The 18,879-nt window shown below is 71.2% G+C and carries 17 protein-coding genes; 8 read left to right on the top strand and 9 right to left on the bottom strand.

The genetic code is table 11. The features are described 5' to 3' along the window. Positions 1-34: 34 nt before the first annotated feature. Positions 35-544 (top strand): GyrI-like domain-containing protein, encoded by a 510-nt coding sequence (locus AAH991_RS12780; RefSeq protein WP_346225996.1) that lies wholly within the window; start codon positions 35-37, stop codon positions 542-544. On the opposite strand, the gene AAH991_RS12775 is transcribed toward AAH991_RS12780, so the two are convergent. The 6 genes from AAH991_RS12775 to AAH991_RS12750 all read right to left on the bottom strand — a co-directional run bounded on the left by AAH991_RS12775 (position 526) and on the right by AAH991_RS12750 (position 4,893). After that, positions 526-1,098 carry a hypothetical protein gene (locus AAH991_RS12775; RefSeq protein WP_346225995.1) on the bottom strand — a complete coding sequence of 191 codons (573 nt, stop codon included), beginning with the start codon at positions 1,096-1,098 and terminating at the stop codon, positions 526-528. The two genes, AAH991_RS12780 and AAH991_RS12775, sit on opposite strands and share 19 nt — an antisense overlap. Continuing rightward, positions 1,095-1,328: a helix-turn-helix transcriptional regulator gene (locus AAH991_RS12770; protein WP_079316115.1), complete on the bottom strand. Its 234-nt coding sequence runs from the start codon at positions 1,326-1,328 to the stop codon at positions 1,095-1,097. Before AAH991_RS12770 ends, AAH991_RS12775 begins: the two co-directional genes overlap by 4 nt. Positions 1,329-1,358: 30 nt before the next feature. Next, positions 1,359-2,147: an ABC transporter permease gene (locus AAH991_RS12765; protein ID WP_346225994.1), complete on the bottom strand. Its 789-nt coding sequence runs from the start codon at positions 2,145-2,147 to the stop codon at positions 1,359-1,361. After that, positions 2,144-2,986 (bottom strand): ABC transporter ATP-binding protein, encoded by an 843-nt coding sequence (locus tag AAH991_RS12760; protein WP_346225993.1) that lies wholly within the window; start codon positions 2,984-2,986, stop codon positions 2,144-2,146. Before AAH991_RS12760 ends, AAH991_RS12765 begins: the two co-directional genes overlap by 4 nt. 94 nt (positions 2,987-3,080) lie before the next feature. Further along, on the bottom strand, positions 3,081-3,728 hold the full coding sequence (locus AAH991_RS12755) for a nitroreductase family protein (RefSeq protein ID WP_346225992.1): 648 nt from the start codon (positions 3,726-3,728) through the stop codon (positions 3,081-3,083). Between the two features lie 46 nt (positions 3,729-3,774). Continuing rightward, a complete protein-coding gene (locus tag AAH991_RS12750; RefSeq protein WP_346225991.1) occupies positions 3,775-4,893 on the bottom strand; it encodes a CaiB/BaiF CoA transferase family protein in 1,119 nt (372 codons plus the stop codon). Positions 4,894-4,967: 74 nt separating this feature from the next. Between AAH991_RS12750 and AAH991_RS12745 the strand changes: the two genes are divergently transcribed. The 3 genes from AAH991_RS12745 to AAH991_RS12735 all read left to right on the top strand — a co-directional run bounded on the left by AAH991_RS12745 (position 4,968) and on the right by AAH991_RS12735 (position 8,796). Next, positions 4,968-5,957: an NAD(P)-dependent oxidoreductase gene (locus AAH991_RS12745; protein ID WP_346225990.1), complete on the top strand. Its 990-nt coding sequence runs from the start codon at positions 4,968-4,970 to the stop codon at positions 5,955-5,957. A 186-nt stretch (positions 5,958-6,143) separates the two neighbouring features. Next, a complete protein-coding gene (locus tag AAH991_RS12740; RefSeq protein ID WP_346225989.1) occupies positions 6,144-7,514 on the top strand; it encodes an FAD-binding oxidoreductase in 1,371 nt (456 codons plus the stop codon). Positions 7,515-7,539: 25 nt separating this feature from the next. Beyond that, entirely contained in the window at positions 7,540-8,796 is a 1,257-nt protein-coding gene (locus AAH991_RS12735; protein ID WP_346225988.1) for a class I SAM-dependent methyltransferase, read from the top strand. Positions 8,797-8,800: 4 nt separating this feature from the next. On the opposite strand, the gene AAH991_RS12730 is transcribed toward AAH991_RS12735, so the two are convergent. Continuing rightward, positions 8,801-10,327, bottom strand: a complete 1,527-nt coding sequence (locus tag AAH991_RS12730) for a long-chain-fatty-acid--CoA ligase (protein WP_346225987.1) — start codon at positions 10,325-10,327, stop codon at positions 8,801-8,803. A gap of 112 nt (positions 10,328-10,439) precedes the next feature. Continuing rightward, on the bottom strand, positions 10,440-10,844 hold the full coding sequence (locus tag AAH991_RS12725) for a hypothetical protein (protein WP_346225986.1): 405 nt from the start codon (positions 10,842-10,844) through the stop codon (positions 10,440-10,442). Between the two features lie 98 nt (positions 10,845-10,942). Between AAH991_RS12725 and AAH991_RS12720 the strand changes: the two genes are divergently transcribed. Genes AAH991_RS12720 through AAH991_RS12710 form a run of 3 tightly spaced genes read left to right on the top strand, consistent with a single transcriptional unit; the run spans position 10,943 to position 14,311 of the window. After that, positions 10,943-11,983 carry a GlxA family transcriptional regulator gene (locus AAH991_RS12720; protein ID WP_346225985.1) on the top strand — a complete coding sequence of 347 codons (1,041 nt, stop codon included), beginning with the start codon at positions 10,943-10,945 and terminating at the stop codon, positions 11,981-11,983. Between the two features lie 44 nt (positions 11,984-12,027). After that, positions 12,028-13,311, top strand: coding sequence for a cytochrome P450 (locus AAH991_RS12715; protein WP_346225984.1), 1,284 nt, complete (start codon positions 12,028-12,030; stop codon positions 13,309-13,311). Between the two features lie 16 nt (positions 13,312-13,327). Then, on the top strand, positions 13,328-14,311 hold the full coding sequence (locus AAH991_RS12710; RefSeq protein ID WP_346225983.1) for a phosphotriesterase family protein: 984 nt from the start codon (positions 13,328-13,330) through the stop codon (positions 14,309-14,311). Here the strand turns inward: AAH991_RS12710 and AAH991_RS12705 are convergent. Further along, positions 14,295-15,836: a hypothetical protein gene (locus AAH991_RS12705; RefSeq protein WP_346225982.1), complete on the bottom strand. Its 1,542-nt coding sequence runs from the start codon at positions 15,834-15,836 to the stop codon at positions 14,295-14,297. The two genes, AAH991_RS12710 and AAH991_RS12705, sit on opposite strands and share 17 nt — an antisense overlap. Before the next feature lie 539 nt (positions 15,837-16,375). Between AAH991_RS12705 and leuS the strand changes: the two genes are divergently transcribed. Continuing rightward, positions 16,376-18,838 carry a leucine--tRNA ligase gene (gene leuS, locus AAH991_RS12700; RefSeq protein WP_346225981.1) on the top strand — a complete coding sequence of 821 codons (2,463 nt, stop codon included), beginning with the start codon at positions 16,376-16,378 and terminating at the stop codon, positions 18,836-18,838. The last annotated feature ends 41 nt before the right edge of the window (positions 18,839-18,879 follow it).

Below are 18,879 nucleotides of genomic sequence, written 5' to 3'. Positions count from 1 at the left end.
CGGGATACATTGACCTCGCCTGAAAGGAGAGCACGTGATCATCGTTGACCGTCCGGAGACGCTCGTGGTCGGCTTCGCCGTGCGGACGACCAACGCGGCGGAGGCGGACCCGGCCCGCGCCCAGTTGCCGGGCCTGTGGGCCCGCGCCGGCGCGCCCGGCGCCTTCGCGCACGTGCCCGGCCGGGTCGACGAGAACCTGTACGCCGTGCTGACGGACTACGAGAGCGACCACAACGGCGCCTACACGCAGATCGTCGGCGTGGCCGTGCGTACGGCCGCGCGGCTGCCCGAGGGCATGGTCGCCGTGCGGGTGCCCGGCGTGCCCGCGCTGCTGTTCGAGGCGCGGGGGCCGATGCCGGGGGCGCTCACGGAGGCCTGGCAGCAGGTGTGGAAACACGCGGAGTCGGGCCTCACCCCGGCCCGCGCCTTCACCACCGACCTGGAGATCCACCACCCCGGGGGCGTCGACCTCTTCGTGGCCACGCTCCCGTCGTTCGGGGATCCGACCGGGCCCATCCCGCCGGTTCAGGCCACGCCCGCCTGACGGCCGTCCCCGTCGTCGTCCACGCCGTCGTCGTCCGGCGGCGGGTCGGGCAGCCGCCATCCGGCGACCAGCAGCGGCAGCAGGATGTGCGTCCACAACAGGGCGAAGACGCCGAGGAAGACGGCGGCGCCGGGGATCTGGGCCTTCTCGCCCGCGTCCCAGGTCGCGACCACGACGAACACCGCCAGACCGCCCAGGACGAGCCGCATCACCCTGTTCGCGTACGTGTGGGCCCGGAACCTCTCGCTGACCTGCCGTTCGTCGAGACGGCTCTCGGGCAGCGAGGCGAGCCCGCGGGTGGCGCTGTTGAGTGCGGTCACGACCGGGATGTAGATCGCCAGCATGACGACCAGCAGCACGAGGTTGACCCGGACGGCGGTGTCGCTCGGGGCGATCGCCCACGACACCGCCGCGTCCGCCCACAGCAGCAGCACGCTGGCCGCGCCCGCCACGACGAGCAGGCGGCGCCGCCGCCGGGTGCGGTGCAGCGCGGGAAGGTGCTCCTCCTCCATCGCCCGGGCGATGTGGTGGTCCCAGCGGTCGCGCAGGCTCATGACGCGCTCCCCAGCTTGGGAAACGGCTTGAGGGAGAAGACGACCTCCACCGGCACCTCGAAGAACTCGGCGATCCGCAGGGCCAGGTGGAGGCTGGGGCTGTACTCGCCGCGCTCCAGGTAGCCCACCGTCTGGTAGTGCACCCCGAGCGCGGCGGCCAGGTCCCGGCGCGAGACGCCGCGGTCGGCCCTCAGCACCGCGATGCGGTTGAACACCGGCTCCTCGGCCACGTCTCACCTCCGTCGGGCCCACGGGACCGCTCACTTTCCGCGGACCCGGCGCAGCAACCAGGGGGCTAGAACCATACCGCCGACCGCCCACGCGCCCAGCACGGCGGCCGCCTGGCCCAGCCGCCACGCGTGCGCGACCTCGGCCGCGAGGACCGAGTCGGGCAGGAGCGCCGCGCGCAGCCCGAGCGCCTGCCAGTAGAGCGGGAACACCTCCGCGATGCGGCGCACGAGGTCGGGCATCGTCTCCAGCGGCAGCATCACCCCGGAGACGACCATCAGGAGCATCGCGGGCAGGGCGAGCATGGCGCCCGCCTTGGGGCCGGGCAGCAGGCTGCCGATGACCGCGCCCACCGGCACGACGGCCAGCGTGCCGAGCACGACGACCCACCCGAGGGTGAACCAGCGCGCGGGCGTCGCCGGAGCCGGGACCCCGGCCAGCGGGATCGCGAAGGCCAGGACCAGAGTGATGTTGACGAGGATCGTCAGCAGCACGGTGGTGGCGCGGCCGACCAGGTAGACCCGGATGCCCCGGGGCAGCGTGCGCGCCCGCAGCAGCGTCCCCTCCTCCCGGTCCGCGGCGATCAGCATGGGCAGCGCCGTCAGCCCGGTCGAGAAGATCGCGAACGCGATGAAGCCCGGCGTCATGAACGTCCCCGCGGTGACGGTCGTGCCCTCGACCGGTGTGTCGCCGATCCAGAGGATGAGCAGCCCGTAGGTGACGACGCTCCCCGCGACGGCGTTGAACAGCTCCTTGCGGTCGCTCCACTGGTTGAGCTGCTCGATCCAGCCCCGGCGCAGTCCCAGCATCGTCGCGTTCATCGGGTCCTCGCCTCCTCGATGAGGTCCAGGTAGCTCTCCTCCAGCGTCGGCCGCCGGATCTCCAGACCGGGGACCGGGCCGCCGTACCGCTGGTGCAGTTCCCAGGCCACCGCGGACGGGTCGGCGGTCTCCAGTTCGCCCTCCGCCCAGCGCACCCTCGACGGCGCCTGTACGGCTCGCGCGAGCTCGGCCGGGCTGCCGCAGGTGAGGACCCGCCCGGCCACCAGCACGGCGATCCGCCCGGACAGCCGTTCGGCCTCGGCCAGGTCGTGGGTGGTGAGCAGCACGGTCAGCCCCTCCTCGGCCGCCAGCCGCTCGATCAGCAGGTGGAACTCGCGCCGGGCCTCGGGATCGAACCCGGTCGTCGGCTCGTCCAGGAACAGCACCTCCGGCCGCCCGACGATGCCGAGCGCCACGTCGAGCCGCCGCCGCTGCCCCCCGGACAGCACGGCGGCCCGGACGCCCGCCGAGTCGGTGAGGCCGAGCACGGCCAGCAGGTCGTCGACGTCGCGGGGGTCGTCGTAGTGCGCGGCGACGTGGCGCAGCAGGTCGCGCACCCGCCAGCGCGGGTGGTCGCGCCACGACTGGAGCACCACCCCGAGCCGCGCCCGCCAGGCGTCGCCGGCCCGCGCCGGGTTCTCCCCGAGCACGCTCACCTCGCCGGTCCAGCCGGTCCTGAACCCCTCCAGGATCTCGACGAGGGTGGTCTTGCCGGCGCCGTTGGGCCCGAGGAGCGTGAACACCTCGCCGCGCCGCAGATCGAGGTCGACCCCCTCCAGCACCCGGACGGGTCCGTACGCCATGCGTAGCCCGCGTACGCGGATGACGACATCGTCCATACGCCCTCCTATGAAGCAACCCTGCTGTTGAATGTAGTAGGTGTACTACATTCAACACAAGAGCTGCTGCATCAGAGGGCGTATGGGTGATCGCTCAGGGCGTCCAGAGAGGCTCGGGGATCTCGAAGCCGACCGGGTCGCCCCAGCGGTTGCGGTAGGCGACCTCGTGGGCGGGCCGGCGCGGGGCGACCCCCCAGCGGCCGGTCGGGTAGCCGAAGGTGACCATGCACGCCACCTGCCAGCCCTTGCCCTCGGGCACGCCGAGGATCCGCATCGTCTCCGCGCCGTGGAACAGCCCCAGCACGGACGTCAGCGCGCTGCCCACGCCGAAGGCCCGGGCGGCGAGCTGGGCGCTCCACACCGAGGGGTAGATGGAGCCGCCGCCGGGGTCGTTGCGGGTGAAGGCGAACATGAGCAGGGGATAGGACTCGAAGTTGTCGGCCAGATGCCGGGCCGAGCGCAGCACGTTGAGCGTGGCGGTGTCGCCGGTCGCCTCGGCCCGCTCGCGCATCGGCTTGTAGTGCCCCTCGAACAGCCTGCCGAGCGCGTCCCGGTACAACGGTCCCAGCTGGGACTTCACCTCCGTGTCGTCCACCAGCAGGAACCGCCAGCCCTGGCTGTTGCCGGCGCTGGGGGCGCGGACCGCGGCGTCCAGGATGCGTTCCTGGACCTCCACGGGGATCGGGTCGGGTTTGACCCGCCGCATGGCGCGGGTCGTGTAGAGGGCTTCGAAAACGTCCATGTGCGGGGGGACTCCTCGTTGTGTCGGCAGGGTGGAGCAGGGACGGTCAGGCCAGCACGCCGGCGGCGCGCAGGGCCTTCGCCTCGTCGTCGGGCAGGCCCCAGGAGCTGAGGTCCAGCAGCCGGGTGGCGGGGGACAGGTCGGCGCGCGGCGCGCCGACCAGCCGGGGCGCGGGCGCCGCCTGCGGCAGCCCGCCGACGTCCACGAACGTGCCGCGCGCCCGGTTGTGCGGGTGCCGGGCGGCCTCGCGCGGGTCGAGCACCGGGGACACGCAGGCGTCGGAGCCGTCGAAGACCGCCTCCCACTCGGCCCGCGTACGCGACCGGAACGCCTCGGTCAGCCGCTCCCGGATGGCCGGCCAGTTCGCCCTGTCGTCGCGGTCGGGCATGTCGTCGATGCCCATCCGGGCGAGCATCTCCGCCCAGAACTGCGGCTCCAGCGCGCCCACGGCGAGGAAGCCGCCGTCGGCCGTCTCGTAGGTGTCGTACATGGGGGCGCCGGTGTCGAGGAGGTTGGTGCCGCGCGGGCCCCAGTGGCCGCCGTGCACCGCGCCGTAGAACATCGACAGCAGCAGCGCCGCGCCGTCCACCATCGCCGCGTCCACCACCCGGCCCCGGCCGGTGCGCTCCCGCTCCAGCAGAGCCAGCAGCACGCCGTACGCCAGCATGAGCCCGCCGCCGGCGAAGTCGCCCAGGATGTTGATCGGCGGGGTGGGCTTGCCGCCCTCGCGGCCCAGCATCGACAGGGCCCCCGCGATCGCGATGTAGTCGATGTCGTGCCCGGCCGTGGAGGCGAGCGGGCCGTCCTGGCCCCAGCCGGTCATCCGGCCGTAGACCAGCCGCTCGTTCACCGCGTGGAGGTCGGCGGGCCCGATTCCGAGCCGTTCGGCGACCCCGGGCCGGAACACCTCGATCACCACGTCGGCCCGCTCGGCCAGCCGCCTGAACGCGGCGACGCCCTCGGGCGACTTGAGGTCGAGGCCGATCGTGCGCTTGCCGCGGTCCATCACGTCGCGGCGCGGGGTGTCGCTCACGGCCTTCACCCGGTCGATCCGCAGCACCTCGGCGCCGTGGTCGGCGAGCATCATCCCGGCGAACGGCCCGGGCGCGAGACCGGCCAGCTCCAGCACGCGGACCCCCGCCAGCGGTCCCCGCGACTCGTCCATCCGACCCCTCCTCAACGCGGCAGCACTTCACGCGACAGTAGAACATGTTTCTGGAGACGTGCGAGACTGCGCCCGTGACGTGGAATGTTCTCGCGCTGCCGCCGCTCCCCGAGGACGCGGTGCGCGGCCTGCTCGCCGACCTCGACGGGCGCGCCGAGGTGCGCGTCCCCGCCCGGCACGACCGCGAGTCGCTGCTGGAGGCGCTGCCGGACGCCGAGATCGTCGTCGGCGACTGGAGCGGCGCCCTGGCCCTCGACGCGCGGGCCGTACGGCTGGCGCCGCGCCTGGCGTTCGTGCAGCAGCCGTCCGTGGGCGTGGACGGGCACGACCCGGAGGCGCTGGCCCGAGCAGGGGTGCCCCTCGCCAACACCGCCGGGGTGAACGCCGCCGCGGTCGCCGAATGGTGCCTGGCCGCCGCGCTCGCGCTGCTGCGCCACCTCGCGGACGGCGACAGGGACATGCGGGCGGGGGAGTGGCCGCAGTTCGCCTACCAGCGCCGCGAGCTCGCCGGATGCCGCGTGGGAGTGGCCGGTTTCGGGCCGATCGGCGCGGCCTGCGCCCGCCTGTTCGGCGCGCTCGGCTGCCGGGTCTCCTACTGGTCGCGCACGCCCAAGCCCGAGTCGTACGGCGCCGCCTATCTGGACGTCGACGCGCTGGCCGCGGGCAGCGACGTGCTGGTCCTGGCCGTGCCGCTGGCGCCGGAGACCCGCGGGCTGATCGACGCCGCCAGGATCGGGCGCATGCCCAGGGGGTCGGTTCTCGTCAACGCGGCCCGCGGCGGGGTGGTGGACCAGGCGGCGCTGCTGGCCGCGCTGGAGTCCGGCCACCTCGCCGGCGCGGCGCTCGACGTGTACGACAGCGAGCCTCCGCCGCCGGACGACCCGCTGCGCTCCTGTCCGCGGGTCCTGCTGTCACCCCACGCGGCCGGCGTCACGCCCGAGGCCACGACGCGGCTGATCCGGTGCGTGCTGGACAATCTCGCCGCGGCGATGGAGGGCCGTCCCGTCGTCAACGTGGTCAACGGCGCCGACCCGCTCGTCCGCCGTCGTCCGCCCAGGTCCTGACGGTTTCCACAGTTACACCAGGGGCGGCGGAGGCGATGAAAAGAGGCGAGATACGATCTACGCCGGTGGGCCGTCGTGAGAACACCGGATAGTTTTCGCGGGCGTAACGTGTCTACTCTGGTCTGCGTTCCCCTCCGGGGATAGCGTGCCAAGAAGGCGATCTCTACGATCCATGGGGGTGGTGTCATGCCAGAGCGCACGGCCAGTATGACCGCCCATAGCAAGGCCGTCGAGCAGATCAGGGACTCCTACGCCGCCATTCCCGCGGACGCGGCTCCCCGGCTGGCCAAGGCGACGACGAACCTGTTCCGCTTCCGTACGCCGGCCAAGACGGCATCGCTGTCCGCCCGCGATCTGGACCAGGTCATCCACGTGGACCCGGCGACGATGACGGCCGAGGTCCAGGGCATGACCACGTACGAGAACCTCGTGGACGCGACGCTGCCGCACGGGCTCATGCCGTACGTCGTGCCGCAGCTCAAGACGATCACGCTGGGCGGCGCGGTCACCGGCCTCGGCATCGAGTCGACGAGCTTCAAGGACGGCCTGCCGCACGAGTCGGTCGAGGAACTGGAGATCCTCACCGGCGACGGGCGGATCGTGGTGGCCCGGGCCGACAACGAGCACGCGGACCTGTTCCGGGCGTTCCCCAACTCCTACGGCACGCTCGGCTACGCCCTGCGCATCCGCATCAAGCTGGCCCGGGTGAAGCCGTACGTCAAGCTGACGCACATCCGCTTCAGCGACGCCGACAAGTGCATGCTCGCCATGCAGGAGATCTGCGAGAGGCGCGAGCACGACGGCGAGCAGGTCGACTTCGTCGACGGCACGTTCTTCGGCCCCGACGAGCTGTACATCACGGTGGGCTCGTTCTCCGACCGGGCCCCCTACACGTCCGACTACACCGGCATGCGGATCTACTACCAGTCGATCCGCAGCCGCGTGCGCGACTGGCTGACCGTGCGCGACTACCTGTGGCGCTGGGACACCGACTGGTTCTGGTGCTCGCGCGCCTTCGGCGTGCAGCAGCCGCTGGTCCGCTCGCTCCTGCCGCGCCGCTACCTGCGCTCGGACGTCTACCGCAAGCTCGTCGGCCTCGACCAGAGGTACGGCGTGACCGCCCGCATCGACCGCTGGCGTAACAACCCGGTGCACGAGTCGGTGATCCAGGACGTCGAGGTGCCGGTCGAGCGCGGCGCCGAGTTCCTGGAGGTCTTCCACGACAGGGTCGGCATGACCCCGGTGTGGATGTGCCCGCTCAGGGCGACCGGCCGGTGGTCGCTCTACCCCCTGGAGCCCGGCCGTCTGTACGTGAACTTCGGCTTCTGGGGCATGGTGCCGCTGCCGCGTGGTCAGTACGACGGGTACCACAACCGGCTGATCGAGCGGGCGGTGCACTCGCTCGACGGCCACAAGTCGCTGTACTCCACCTCTTTCTATGAGCGTGAGGAGTTCTGGCGGCTCTACAACGGAGACGCCTACTGGCCGGTCAAACGCGCCTACGACCCGGGTGGCCGGCTACTCGACCTCTATGACAAGTGCGTCAGGGGCAGGTAGGCGTCGAAACGTCGGGAGAGGTGCAATGACTCTTGCGGAGATCTTTGAGAAGATCGTCGGTCCTGACGCAGGCGTCGAGTTCGTCGCCTACGACGGCAGCAAGGCCGGATCCTTGGGCGCGGACGTCCGCATCGAGGTGAAGTCGCCGGTGGCGGTGGCCTACCTCGCGCAGGCGCCGGGGGAGCTCGGCCTCGCCCGTGCGTACATCTCCGGGCACATCGACGTGCACGGTGACATGTACACCCTGCTCGACCGGATGTGGTCGCTGACACTCAACGACCTGCCGCTGAGTGAGAAGATCGCCGCGGTCCGCTCGCTCGGGATCAAGCCGCTGCTGATGCGCGTTCCGCCGCCACCGCAGGAGGCGCGGCAGAGCACCCTGGCCAAGCTGGGCAGCAGGCACGCCAAGCAGCGCGACGCCGAGGTGATCCATCACCACTACGACGTCTCCAACCGCTTCTACGAGTGGGTGCTCGGCCCCTCCATGGCGTACACGTGCGCGACGTTCCCGCGGGCGGACGCGACGCTGGAGGAGGCGCAGTACACGAAATTCGACCTGGTCGCCAAGAAGCTCGGCCTCAAGCCCGGCATGCGCCTGCTCGACGTCGGCTGCGGCTGGGGCGGCATGGTCATGCACGCGGCCAAGGAATACGGCGTGAAGGGCCTCGGCGTCACGCTGTCGCGCCAGCAGGCCGAGTGGGCGCAGAAGGCCATCGCCGAGGCCGGGCTGTCGGAGCTCGCCGAGGTCCGTCACATGGACTACCGCGACGTCGCGGAAACCGGTTTCGACCGGGTCAGCTCGATCGGCCTCACCGAGCACATCGGCAAGGACAACCTGCCGTCCTACTTCTCCTTCCTGTACGGCAAGCTCAAGCCGGGCGGGCGCCTGCTCAACCACTGCATCACCCGTCCGACCAGCACGGAGAAGAGCATCAACAAGAGCGGGTTCATCAACCGCTACGTCTTCCCGGACGGCGAGCTGGAGTCGGTGGGTTACCTGATCCGCCAGATGGAGGACACCGGGTTCGAAATCCGCCACGAGGAGAACCTGCGCGAGCACTACGCGCTGACGCTGCGCGAATGGTGCAAGAACCTCGACGCCCACTGGGACGAGGCGGTCGAGGAGGTCGGCCAGGGCACCGCCCGGGTCTGGCGGCTCTACATGGCCGGCTCCGTCGTCGGGTTCGAGCGCAACAAGGTGCAGCTCCACCAGGTGCTCGGCGTCCGGCTCGACGAGGGACGGTCGCACGTTCCGCTGCGCCCGTCCCTCGACTGGCCCTGATCGGTCAGCGCAGCTCGCGCTTGAGGATCTTGCCGGTGGCGGTCATCGGCAGGGACTCGCGGAACTCCACGATCCGCGGGTACTTGTAGGCCGCCATCGTCTCCTTGCACCAGGCCACCAGTTCCTCCTCGGTGGTCGTGGCGCCGGGCTTGCGGATCACGTACGCCTTGATCTCCTCGCCGTGGGAGTCGTGGGGGACCCCGACGACCGCGGCGAGCGAGACGGCCGGGTGGGTCATGAGGACCTCCTCGATCTCCCGGGGATACACGTTGAACCCACCGCGGATGATCATGTCCTTGGCCCGGTCGACGATGAAGTAGTAGCCGTCCTCGTCGCGGCGGGCCACGTCGCCGGTGCGGAACCAGCCGTCCTTCATCACCTCGGCGGTCGCCTCGGGCCGGTTGTAGTAGCCCTTCATGATGTTGTGCCCGCGGATGGCGATCTCGCCGACGTCGCCGGCCGTGTTCCAGCCGGCGTCGACCAGCTTCATCTCCACGCCCCAGATCGGGGTGCCGATCGAGCCGGCCTTGGCGGGCCTGCCGGGCTGGTTGAACGACGCCACCGGAGAGGTCTCCGACAGGCCGTAGCCCTCCAGGATGTCCACGCCGAACGCCGCGCTGAAGTCCTTGAGCACCTCCACCGGCAGCGCGGCGCCGCCGGAGACCGCCGTGACCAGCGACGACGGCACCTCGGCGGCCCCGGTCTGCACCGCGGTGAGCATCGCCCAGTACATCGTCGGCACTCCGGCGAACAGCGTGACCTCCTCCCGCTTCATCAGCGCGAGGGCCTCGGCCGGCTCGAAGCGCGGCATCAGCACGAGCGTGCCGCGGCGCCGGAAACCGGCGTTCAGCAACACGGTCTGGCCGAAGGAGTGGAACAGCGGCAGCGTGACGAGGTAGGTGTTCTGCGCCTGCCGGGGGAACATCTCGTCGCTGACGATGGCGTTCATGACCATGTTCTGGTGGGTGAGCTCGGCGCCCTTCGGCTGGCCGGTGGTGCCGCTGGTGTAGAGGATCACCGCCGTGTCCTCGGCCGAGGTCTGCACGGTCTCGAACTCGCCGGACACCCCGTCGAGGGCGGCCCAGAGCGTCTCGCCCAGCTCGGACTCGGTCGCGAACGGCGTGGCCGGCAGCACGAAGAAGTGCTCGGTGACCTCGGTCTCGGCGAAACCGCCGCGGCCCCGCTCGCCCAGCGGCAGCTCCGGTGAGCCCTCGAAGCAGAAGAAGGCCTTGGCGTCGGAGTCGTTCAGGTGATAGGCGATCTCCCTGGTCTGCAGCAGCACGTTCAGCGGGACGACGGTCGCGCCCGCCTTGAGGATCCCGTAGTAGACGAACGGGAAGTACGGCAGGTTGGGGCAGGCCAGCGCCACCTTGTCGCCCCTGCCGATCCCGCGCGAGACGAGCAGGTTGGCGACCTGGTTGGCGATGGTGTTCACGAGTGAGTACGGCAGGCGGAGGTCTCCGAAGACGACCGCTGTGGCGTCGGGCGTGTCTCGTGCGCTGTCTTCCAGCACGACGGCCAGGTTGAGCATCTGCCGCTCCCTCTTCTGTCGGACCCTCGGTCCATACCAACCGGTAGGTACCTCAGCGTAACGGCTCGGAGGGCGTATTTCGGGGGGCCGGTCACCCCGGTCGCCCCGGCTCTCAGTGGGCGTACTCGGCGCGGCGCCGCAGCATGACCGCCAGCATCAGCGGGAACATGGCGACGTGGGCCGCGACCATCAGTGTCATGCCGTCGATCAGGCCCAGCCACAGCAGCGGGAACAGCGGCACGACCGGGGCGAACATCGCGCCGCACATCTCCAGGGCCGGGGCCCGGGCGTGGCCGCGCACGCGCATCCAGGCGGCCATGCCGGCCGACATGTCGAACGCCATCAGCAGATAGGCGAGCTCGGGCTCGCGGTCGTACGAGGGATCGATCCCCAGGGCGGACCACAGCAGGCCGAGCGCGACCATCCCCGGGAACATCGCGACGACCATCTCGAGGTAGTGGAGGGCGAAACGGCCCCATCGCCGCGCGGCGTGCCTTTCGGGCGTCGTGTGTGTCATGGCCCAACTGTCCGGGCGGCCCCGGGACGCGCCAAGGAGGGAGAGAGGGACAGGTCCGGAATCTTGGGCTCCCGGTCCGTCCGGCCTACAGTCGTGTCATGACCCAGCGGCGCATGGTCGTGGTCGGATACCACACGGCGGAGCTCGTCGACATCGCCTGCGTGACGTCGACGCTGATCATGGCGAACGCCCACGGCGCGTCCCCGTGCTACGACGTGTGCCTGGCCACCCCGTCGGGCCTGCCCGTCACCTGCGGCAGCGGCCTGACGCTGCAGGGGCAGCAGGCGCTCGAACGCCTCACCGGGCCGCTGGACACGCTCCTCGTCTCGGGCGGGATCGGGCACGAGGAGGCGGCCGCCAACCGGGTGATCGTCGGCCACGTCCGGCGGCTGGCGCGGGAGAGCCGCCGGGTCGCGTCGGTGTGCACGGGCGCGGCGGTGCTGGCCGCCGCCGGTCTGCTCGACGGGCGGCGCGCCACCACGCACTGGCAGTTCGCGCACACGCTCGCCGCCCGCCATCCGAAGGTCGCCGTCGACGCCCGCCCGATCTTCATCCGCGACGGCAACGTCACCACGGCCGCCGGCGTCACCAGCGCGCTGGACGTCACCCTCGCCTTCATCGAGGAGGACAACGGCCCGGCCCTCGCCAGGCAGGTGGCCCGCAACCTGGTGACCTACCTGCAACGCCCCGGCAACCAGGCGCAGATGAGCATGTTCACCGAGGGCCCGCCGCCCGGCGACGACCTGGTCAAGCGCGTCGTCGACCACGTCACCGGCCACCCGGACGCCGACCTGTCGACCACCGCCCTGGCGGCCGGGGCGGGCGTGAGCGAGCGCCACCTGACCCGCCTGTTCCTCAAGCACACGGGGCAGACGCCGGGCCGGTTCGTCCGCCGGGCCCGCACGGAGGCCGCCGCCCACCTGCTCGCCTCCACCTCGCTGCCCATGGCCGCCGTCGCGGCCCGCTGCGGCTTCGGCACGGCCGAGGCCCTCCGCCAGGCGTTCGTCGATTTGTACGGCATCCCGCCCTCGCGCTACCGCCTGACCCAGGCGACCGCGCTGCCGTCCTCCTCCGGCGACGACGCGCCTTTCCCCGCCCGAAGAGGCCCTGTGGCCGAGCCGGGGAGTGTGGCAGACTGACGACCGAATATGGTTCTAGTCACTCGGAAGGGGCCGGCCTCTCCATGACGACACAGCCGACGGAGCCCGCGGGGCGCACGCCCATCACCTCGGCCGCCGACATCGACCTGAACGACTGGAACTTCTGGGGCCGCCCCGACGCGGAGCGGGAACACGCGTTCCGGCTGCTGCGCGACCTGGACAAGCCCGCCTTCTTCCCCGAGCCGGAGTTCAGCTTCGCCGGCGCCACCGGACCGGGCTACCACGCGCTCGTCCGGCACGCCGACATCCTGGAGGCCAGCCGCAACCCGGAGGTCTTCTGCTCGGGCGACGGCGGGGCCACCAACATCCCGGACCTGCCGGCGGAGTTCGCCGAGTACTTCGGCTCGATGATCAACATGGACGACCCGCGCCACGCGCGGCTGCGGCGGATCGTCTCGCGCGCCTTCACGCCGAGGATGATCAAGCAGTTCGAGTCCGACGTGGACGCCGCCGCCACGCGCATCGTCGACGAATTGCTGGAGACCGGCCCGGGCTGCGACTTCGTCACCGAGGTGGCCGCGAAGCTGCCTTTGAAGATCATCTGCGACATGATGGGCATTCCGGAGAAGGACTACCAGTTCGTCTTCGACCGGTCGAACATCGTCCTCGGCGCCACCGACCCCGAGTACGTCAGCGACCGCGAGGACATCGCCCACGCGCTGCTCACCGCGGGGATGGAGCTGCAGCAGCTCGTCCAGGACCTGGCCGCGCTGCGAATGGAGACGCCCACCGACGACCTCACCTCGTCCCTGGTCAACGCCAACATCGACGGGGAGCGGCTGACCGCCCAGGAGCTCGGCTCGTTCTTCATCCTGCTCGTCGTGGCGGGCAACGAGACCACCCGCAACGCCATCTCGCACGGCATGCGCCTGCTCGCCCTCAACCCCGGGCAGCGGCGGCTGTGGCTGGAGGACTTCGAGGGCCGGGCGCCGCGCGCGATCGAGGAGATCGTCCGGCTGGCCGCACCGGTCAACTACATGCGCCGCAAGGTCACCCGCGACCACGAGATGAACGGCAACCTCTACCGCAAGGGCGAGAAGGTCCTGCTGTATTACTGGGCCGCCAACCGCGACGAGCGGGTGTTCGACGACCCGCTGCGCTTCGACATCCGGCGCGACCCCAACCCGCACGTCGGCTTCGGCGGCCCGGGCCCCCACTTCTGTCTCGGCGCGCACCTGGCCCGCCGCGAGATCACGGCGATGTTCCGCGAGCTGATGCGGCGGATCCCCCAGATCGAGGCGGGCGAGCCGGAGCGCCTGCTGTCCAGCTTCATCAACGGCATCAAGCACATGACCTGTGACTTCTGACCTGGGCGGTGCCCGCATGGCCACGGTGAACACCGTACGCGGCCCCGTCGAGGTGGACGACCTCGGCGAGACGCTGATGCACGAGCACGTCTTCGTGCTGGCGACCGAGCATCTGGACAACTACGGCCGCGGCGCGTGGTGGGACGAGGAGACCCGGGTCGCCGACGCGATCGCCAAGCTCCGGTCGCTGGTGGCCAAGGGGGTCACGACGATCGTCGACCCCACCGTCTGGGGACTGGGCCGCTACATCCCCCGGGTGCGGCGGATCGCCGCCGAGGTGCCGGGACTCAACATCATCGTGGCCACCGGCCTGTACATGTTCGAGAGCGTGCCGCACCAGTACGAGATGCGCGGGCCGGGCCTCGTCATGGACATGCCCGAGCCGATGGTGGACGACTTCGTCCGGGACATCACCGAGGGGATCGCCGACACCGGGGTGAAGGCGGCGTTCCTCAAGTGCGTGGTCGAACAGCAGGGGCTCACCCCCGGCGTCGAGCGGATCTGCCGGGCCGTGGCACAGGCTCACCTGCGGACCGGCGCACCCGTCACCGTGCACACCAACGCCGCGGCCCGCAGCGGCCTCGCCGCGCTCGACCTCTTCGTCGCGGAGGGCGTGGACCCGCGGGCGATCGTGATCGGCCACGCCGGGGACTCCAACGACCTCGACTACCTCATGCGCCTGGCCGACACCGGCGCGATCCTGGGCATGGACCGCTTCGGCCTGGACCTCTACAACCCCACGCCCGCGCGGGTGGAGACGATCGCGGCGCTGTGCGAGCGCGGCTACGCCGACCGCATGGTGCTGAGCCACGACGCGGCGTGCTTCATGGACTACTTCGGCGGGGCGTGGGACCAGGTCATGCAGGTGACGCCGAACTGGCGGTACGACCACATCCACGACGACGTGCTGCCGGCCCTGCGCGAGCGCGGGGTGGGTGACCACCAGATCCGGCAGATGCTGGTGGACACCCCCCGCCGCTACTTCAGCCGATCGGCTTGATCGACCGGAAGACCGTGTTGATGTCGGGAAGCAGATCGTCCTTGAGCTGCGGCACGGCCATGTACACGATCGTGGGCAGGTCGGCGCCGGTGTTCACGGCCGCGATCACGACCGTGGTGGTCGCGCCGTCGGCGGTCACCTTGTAGGCGGCCGTCAGGCCGGTGAGGCCGTTGCGGGCCAGGCGCTGCTGGGCGACCTTGGTGACCTTGTTGTCCTTGGGGAACTGGGTCTGCCGCGCCCGGAACATCACCGCGCTCACGACAGGGCCCAGGTTGTCGGGCGTGGTGTACTTCACGGCGAGCGACTGGGCCAGCCGGCCCGACATCACCAGGGCGAACTCCCGCTTGCCCTTGGTGGTCATGCCGGCGGGCACGTACTGCCTGCTGGTGAAGCCGTACGTCGCCTTGATCTGAGCGGGGTCGGCGTCCGCCTGCCAGGGGCCGCCGAGTTTGGGCAGCGTGATCCGGGCGGCGGTGTCGGTGACCACGCCGTTCACGGGGGAGGCCTCGCCCTTGTAGACGGGCAGCCGCGGGACCTGCGCCTGCGGCTTGGCCGTGGCGGCGGACTTGGCGGGCGCGGGCTTGGCGGACGTCGCCGCCTCGGCCGTGTCGCCGGAGCTGAGCGGCCCGGCGGCGAAGGCCCACACGAGAACCCCGACCAGCGCGGCGACGACCGAGGCCACCAGCGCGTACAGCCAGACCGGCCGGCCGGGCTCCTCCTCCTCGTACTCGTCGATGGCCCGGTAGTTCTCCCCGAACACCGTGTTCCACAGCTCCTGCTGCCGATGCGCGGGAGGCGTCTTCGGCCCGCTGATCTGTCCCGCCGTCACGAACGGCCGGTACGGATCCTCCGGCTGCGGCGGGGGCGCAGGCGCGGCGGAGACGGGCGGGGCGGAGACGGGCGGGGCGGAGACGGGCGGGGCGGACTCGGCGAACGAGCGGACCGAGGGAGTGAACGGCGTGGAGGGCTGCGGGCGGTCCGGACCGCCGGGGAACGCCGCCCCGTGGGGGCCCGCCTGACCCTGTTCGTGGCCGGGACCGTTGCCGTGACCGTGGTTCTGACCCGGGCTCTGTTCGCGACTCTGCGCGGGGCCCGGCATGCCGTACACGGGGGCGGGGCCACCGGGCTGCGCGGGGTTGCCGAAAGCCGCGAAGTCGCCGAAGGCCGCGGGCCCGGCGGGCTGCGGGTGCCCGGCGGCCTGGGGGCGCGTGCCGGCCTGGGGGTGCCCACTGGCTTGCGGGTGCGCGCCGGGCTGCGGGTGGCCGGCGAAGGACTCCGGGCCGCCGAAGGGAGGAGCGGGCCGGGGCGCGTCGGGCTCACCGAAGGCGGGGACGGGCTGCCGGGGGGCCGTGCCGGGAAGCGAGCCCGCCATGGTCGCGGTGGCGTCCGGGGACTGCTGCGGCGCCCCCTCGACGAAGGACCGGACGGTGGGGGTGAAGGAGGAGGGCGGAGGCATCTCGGGCCACGCCGGCGGGATCTCCGGCCACGCCGGTTCCCGCTGGTGTTCGCTGCGGTCCGTGGGCACGGTACCTCCCGAGTTCATGCCCGAATTGGGGGTGCCTGGCATGATCTCATGCGAGCCGGGGGCTGCCGCAGCGAAACCGCGGAATGCCTCGCGGAACTGCTCACCCGTGGGGTCGGTGGGCGGGTCCTGCATCGGCAAATCCGCGGGCGGATATGAGTTGGCCACGGCAGCACAGTAAGGGAATGGACATAAGAGCCCACAACGGAACTATCACCATCGGATATCGCAGTCTGACAGACGAGGTCAGCGAGCGCGCGCCGCGACCGACGAGATTCGCCCGGACGGGGCGAAGGCCCGGCCCGAGGGGCACACGAGCGATCGGCGACTCACTTGCGGTCTGCGCTACGCTTGACACGCGTGCCGCACCCTGCTGCGCAGGCAGCCGCCTCATACCGGGAGTGTGAGAGCGCGGACCGCCCTCCCCTCCCGGTTCGGACAACCGGGTCGGAGCGGGCCGCAGCGGTAAGGGGAGTGCGACGGGGTTCCGCCCCGGGCGCGCCTTCATCTGTGTGATTCCAGCCGCCTGGCGAGGAGTGGAAGTGGACGAGCCGGTGTACGACCCGCAGGCGCTGCAGGCCAAGTGGCTGCCGCGGTGGGAGGAGCTGAACCCCTTCGCGGCGGTCGAGGACCTCGCGGACACCAGGCCGCGCAAGTACATGCTCGACATGTTCCCCTACCCCTCCGGCGACCTCCACATGGGGCACGGCGAGGTCTTCGCGATCGGCGACGTCGTCGCGCGTTACTGGTTCCAGAAGGGCTACAACGTCCTGCACCCGATCGGGTGGGATTCCTTCGGCCTGCCCGCGGAGAACGCGGCCATCAAGCGCAACGCGCACCCCGCCGAGTGGACGTACGCCAACATCGACACCCAGGCGAACTCGTTCAAGCGGTACGCCATCTCCTTCGACTGGTCGCGGCGCCTGCACACCAGCGACCCGGAGTACTTCCACTGGAACCAGTGGCTGTTCACCCGCTTCTACGAGCGGGGCCTGGCCTACCGCAAGGGCGGCCTGGTCAACTGGTGCCCGCAGGACCAGACCGTGCTCGCCAACGAGCAGGTCGTGGCGGGCAAGTGCGAGCGCTGCGGCGCCGACGTCGTCCGCCGCGAGCTGACGCAGTGGTACTTCAAGATCACTGACTACGCCGACCGGCTGCTCGACGACATGGCGCAGCTGGAGGGCGGCTGGCCGGATCGCGTGCTGACCATGCAGCGCAACTGGATCGGCCGCTCCACCGGGGCCGACGTCCAGTTCCGGATCGAGGGCCGGGACGAGCCCGTCACCGTCTACACCACGCGTCCCGACACCCTGTACGGCGCGACGTTCTTCGTGGTGGCCGCCGACGCCCCCCTGGCGGAGGAGATCGTCGCCCCCGATCGGCGTGATGCTCTGGCCGCCTACCGCGCCGAGGTCGCCAAACTCTCCGACATCGAGCGGCTGTCCACCGAGAAGGAGAAGACCGGCGTCTTCCTGGGGACGTACGCGATCAACCCGGTCAACGGAGAGCGCATCCCGGTCTGGGCGGCCGACTACGTGCTGTCCGACTACGGCCACGGCGCGATCATGGCGGTGCCCGCGCACGACCAGCGCGATCTCGATTTCGCCATGAAGTTCGGCCTGCCGGTGCAAGTCGTCGTGCACACCGGCCTGGCCGACCCGGGCGAGACCGGCGTCGCCACCCCGGGCGAGGGCACCCTGGTCAACTCGGGCCCGCTGGACGGGCTGACGAAGGCCGAGGCGATCCAGAAGATCATCGAGGTCCTGGAGGAGCGCGGCACCGGCAGGGCCGCGGTGAACTACCGGCTGCGCGACTGGCTGCTGTCGCGGCAGCGGTTCTGGGGCACCCCGATCCCGATCATCCACTGTCTGGACTGCGGCGAGGTTCCGGTCCCCGACGACCAGCTTCCGGTCACGCTGCCCGACCTGCGCGGCGCCGACCTCCAGCCCAAGGGCGTCTCGCCGCTGGCGAGCGCCGCCGACTGGGTCAACGTCGCGTGTCCCAAGTGCGGCGGCCCCGCACAGCGGGACACCGACACGATGGACACGTTCGTCGACTCGTCGTGGTACTTCCTGCGCTACTGCGACCCGCACTTCGAGGACGGACCGTTCGACGTCGAGAAGGTCCGTAAGTGGGGCCCGATCGACCAGTACGTCGGCGGTGTCGAGCACGCGGTGCTCCACCTGCTGTACTCGCGGTTCTTCACCAAGGTGCTGCACGACATGGGCCTGGTCGGCTTCACCGAGCCGTTCCTGCGCCTGCTCAACCAGGGCCAGGTGATCAACCAGGGCAAGGCGATGTCGAAGACGCTGGGCAACGGCGTGGACCTCGGCCAGCAGATCGACGCGTACGGCGTGGACGCCGTCCGGCTGACCATGGTTTTCGCCGGGCCGCCGGAGGACGACATCGACTGGGCCGACGTCTCGCCGGCCGCGTCGCAGAAGTTCCTGGCCCGCGCGTTCCGCGTGATGGCCGAGGCCGGTGCGGCGTCCGCCCCGGGGACCGACTTCTCCGGCGGCGACGTCGAGCTGCGCAAGGTCACCCACCGGACCATCGACGAGGTGACCAAGCTCGTCGAGAGCTACCGGTTCAACGTCGCGGTGGCCCGCATGATGGAGCTGACCTCGGCCGCCCGCCGGGCGATCGACACCGGCCCCGGCGCGGCCGACCCGGCCGTCCGCGAGGCCGCCGAGACCCTGGCGATCATGCTGTCGCTGGTCGCGCCGTACGCCGCCGAGGAGGGCTGGGAGCGGCTCGGGCACGCGCCGTCGGTCGCCACGGCCGGCTGGCCCGAGGCCGACCCGGCGCTGCTGGTCCAGGAGTCGGTCACGGCCGTGGTCCAGGTGGCGGGCAAGGTCCGCGACCGGCTGGAGGTCTCCCCGGACATCACCGAGGCCGACCTGCAGGCGCTGGCCCTGGCGTCGGATAAGGTCCGGCCCTACCTGGACGGCGAGCCGCGCAAGGTGATCGTGCGGGCGCCGAAGCTCGTCAACATCGTCCCGTAACGGGTGACCCCGGCTCCGTCGTACCGTGAACGAACCCGTCC

Source organism: Microbispora sp. ZYX-F-249, from assembly GCF_039649665.1.
In the GTDB taxonomy this organism is placed as follows: Bacteria; Actinomycetota; Actinomycetes; order Streptosporangiales; family Streptosporangiaceae; genus Microbispora; species Microbispora maris.
This window is presented reverse-complemented; position numbering and strand designations above follow the sequence as displayed.

Coding starts and splice junctions, on each gene's coding strand:
- AAH991_RS12730 (WP_346225987.1), bottom strand. CDS start 10,327: ATGCTCAACCTGGCCGTCGTGCTGGAAGACAGCGCACGAGACACGCCC.
- AAH991_RS12710 (WP_346225983.1), top strand. CDS start 13,328: ATGGCCACGGTGAACACCGTACGCGGCCCCGTCGAGGTGGACGACCTC.
- AAH991_RS12725 (WP_346225986.1), bottom strand. CDS start 10,844: ATGACACACACGACGCCCGAAAGGCACGCCGCGCGGCGATGGGGCCGT.
- AAH991_RS12765 (WP_346225994.1), bottom strand. CDS start 2,147: ATGAACGCGACGATGCTGGGACTGCGCCGGGGCTGGATCGAGCAGCTC.
- AAH991_RS12775 (WP_346225995.1), bottom strand. CDS start 1,098: ATGAGCCTGCGCGACCGCTGGGACCACCACATCGCCCGGGCGATGGAG.
- AAH991_RS12740 (WP_346225989.1), top strand. CDS start 6,144: ATGCCAGAGCGCACGGCCAGTATGACCGCCCATAGCAAGGCCGTCGAG.
- AAH991_RS12715 (WP_346225984.1), top strand. CDS start 12,028: ATGACGACACAGCCGACGGAGCCCGCGGGGCGCACGCCCATCACCTCG.
- AAH991_RS12750 (WP_346225991.1), bottom strand. CDS start 4,893: ATGGACGAGTCGCGGGGACCGCTGGCGGGGGTCCGCGTGCTGGAGCTG.
- AAH991_RS12720 (WP_346225985.1), top strand. CDS start 10,943: ATGACCCAGCGGCGCATGGTCGTGGTCGGATACCACACGGCGGAGCTC.
- AAH991_RS12755 (WP_346225992.1), bottom strand. CDS start 3,728: ATGGACGTTTTCGAAGCCCTCTACACGACCCGCGCCATGCGGCGGGTC.
- AAH991_RS12735 (WP_346225988.1), top strand. CDS start 7,540: ATGACTCTTGCGGAGATCTTTGAGAAGATCGTCGGTCCTGACGCAGGC.
- AAH991_RS12760 (WP_346225993.1), bottom strand. CDS start 2,986: ATGGACGATGTCGTCATCCGCGTACGCGGGCTACGCATGGCGTACGGA.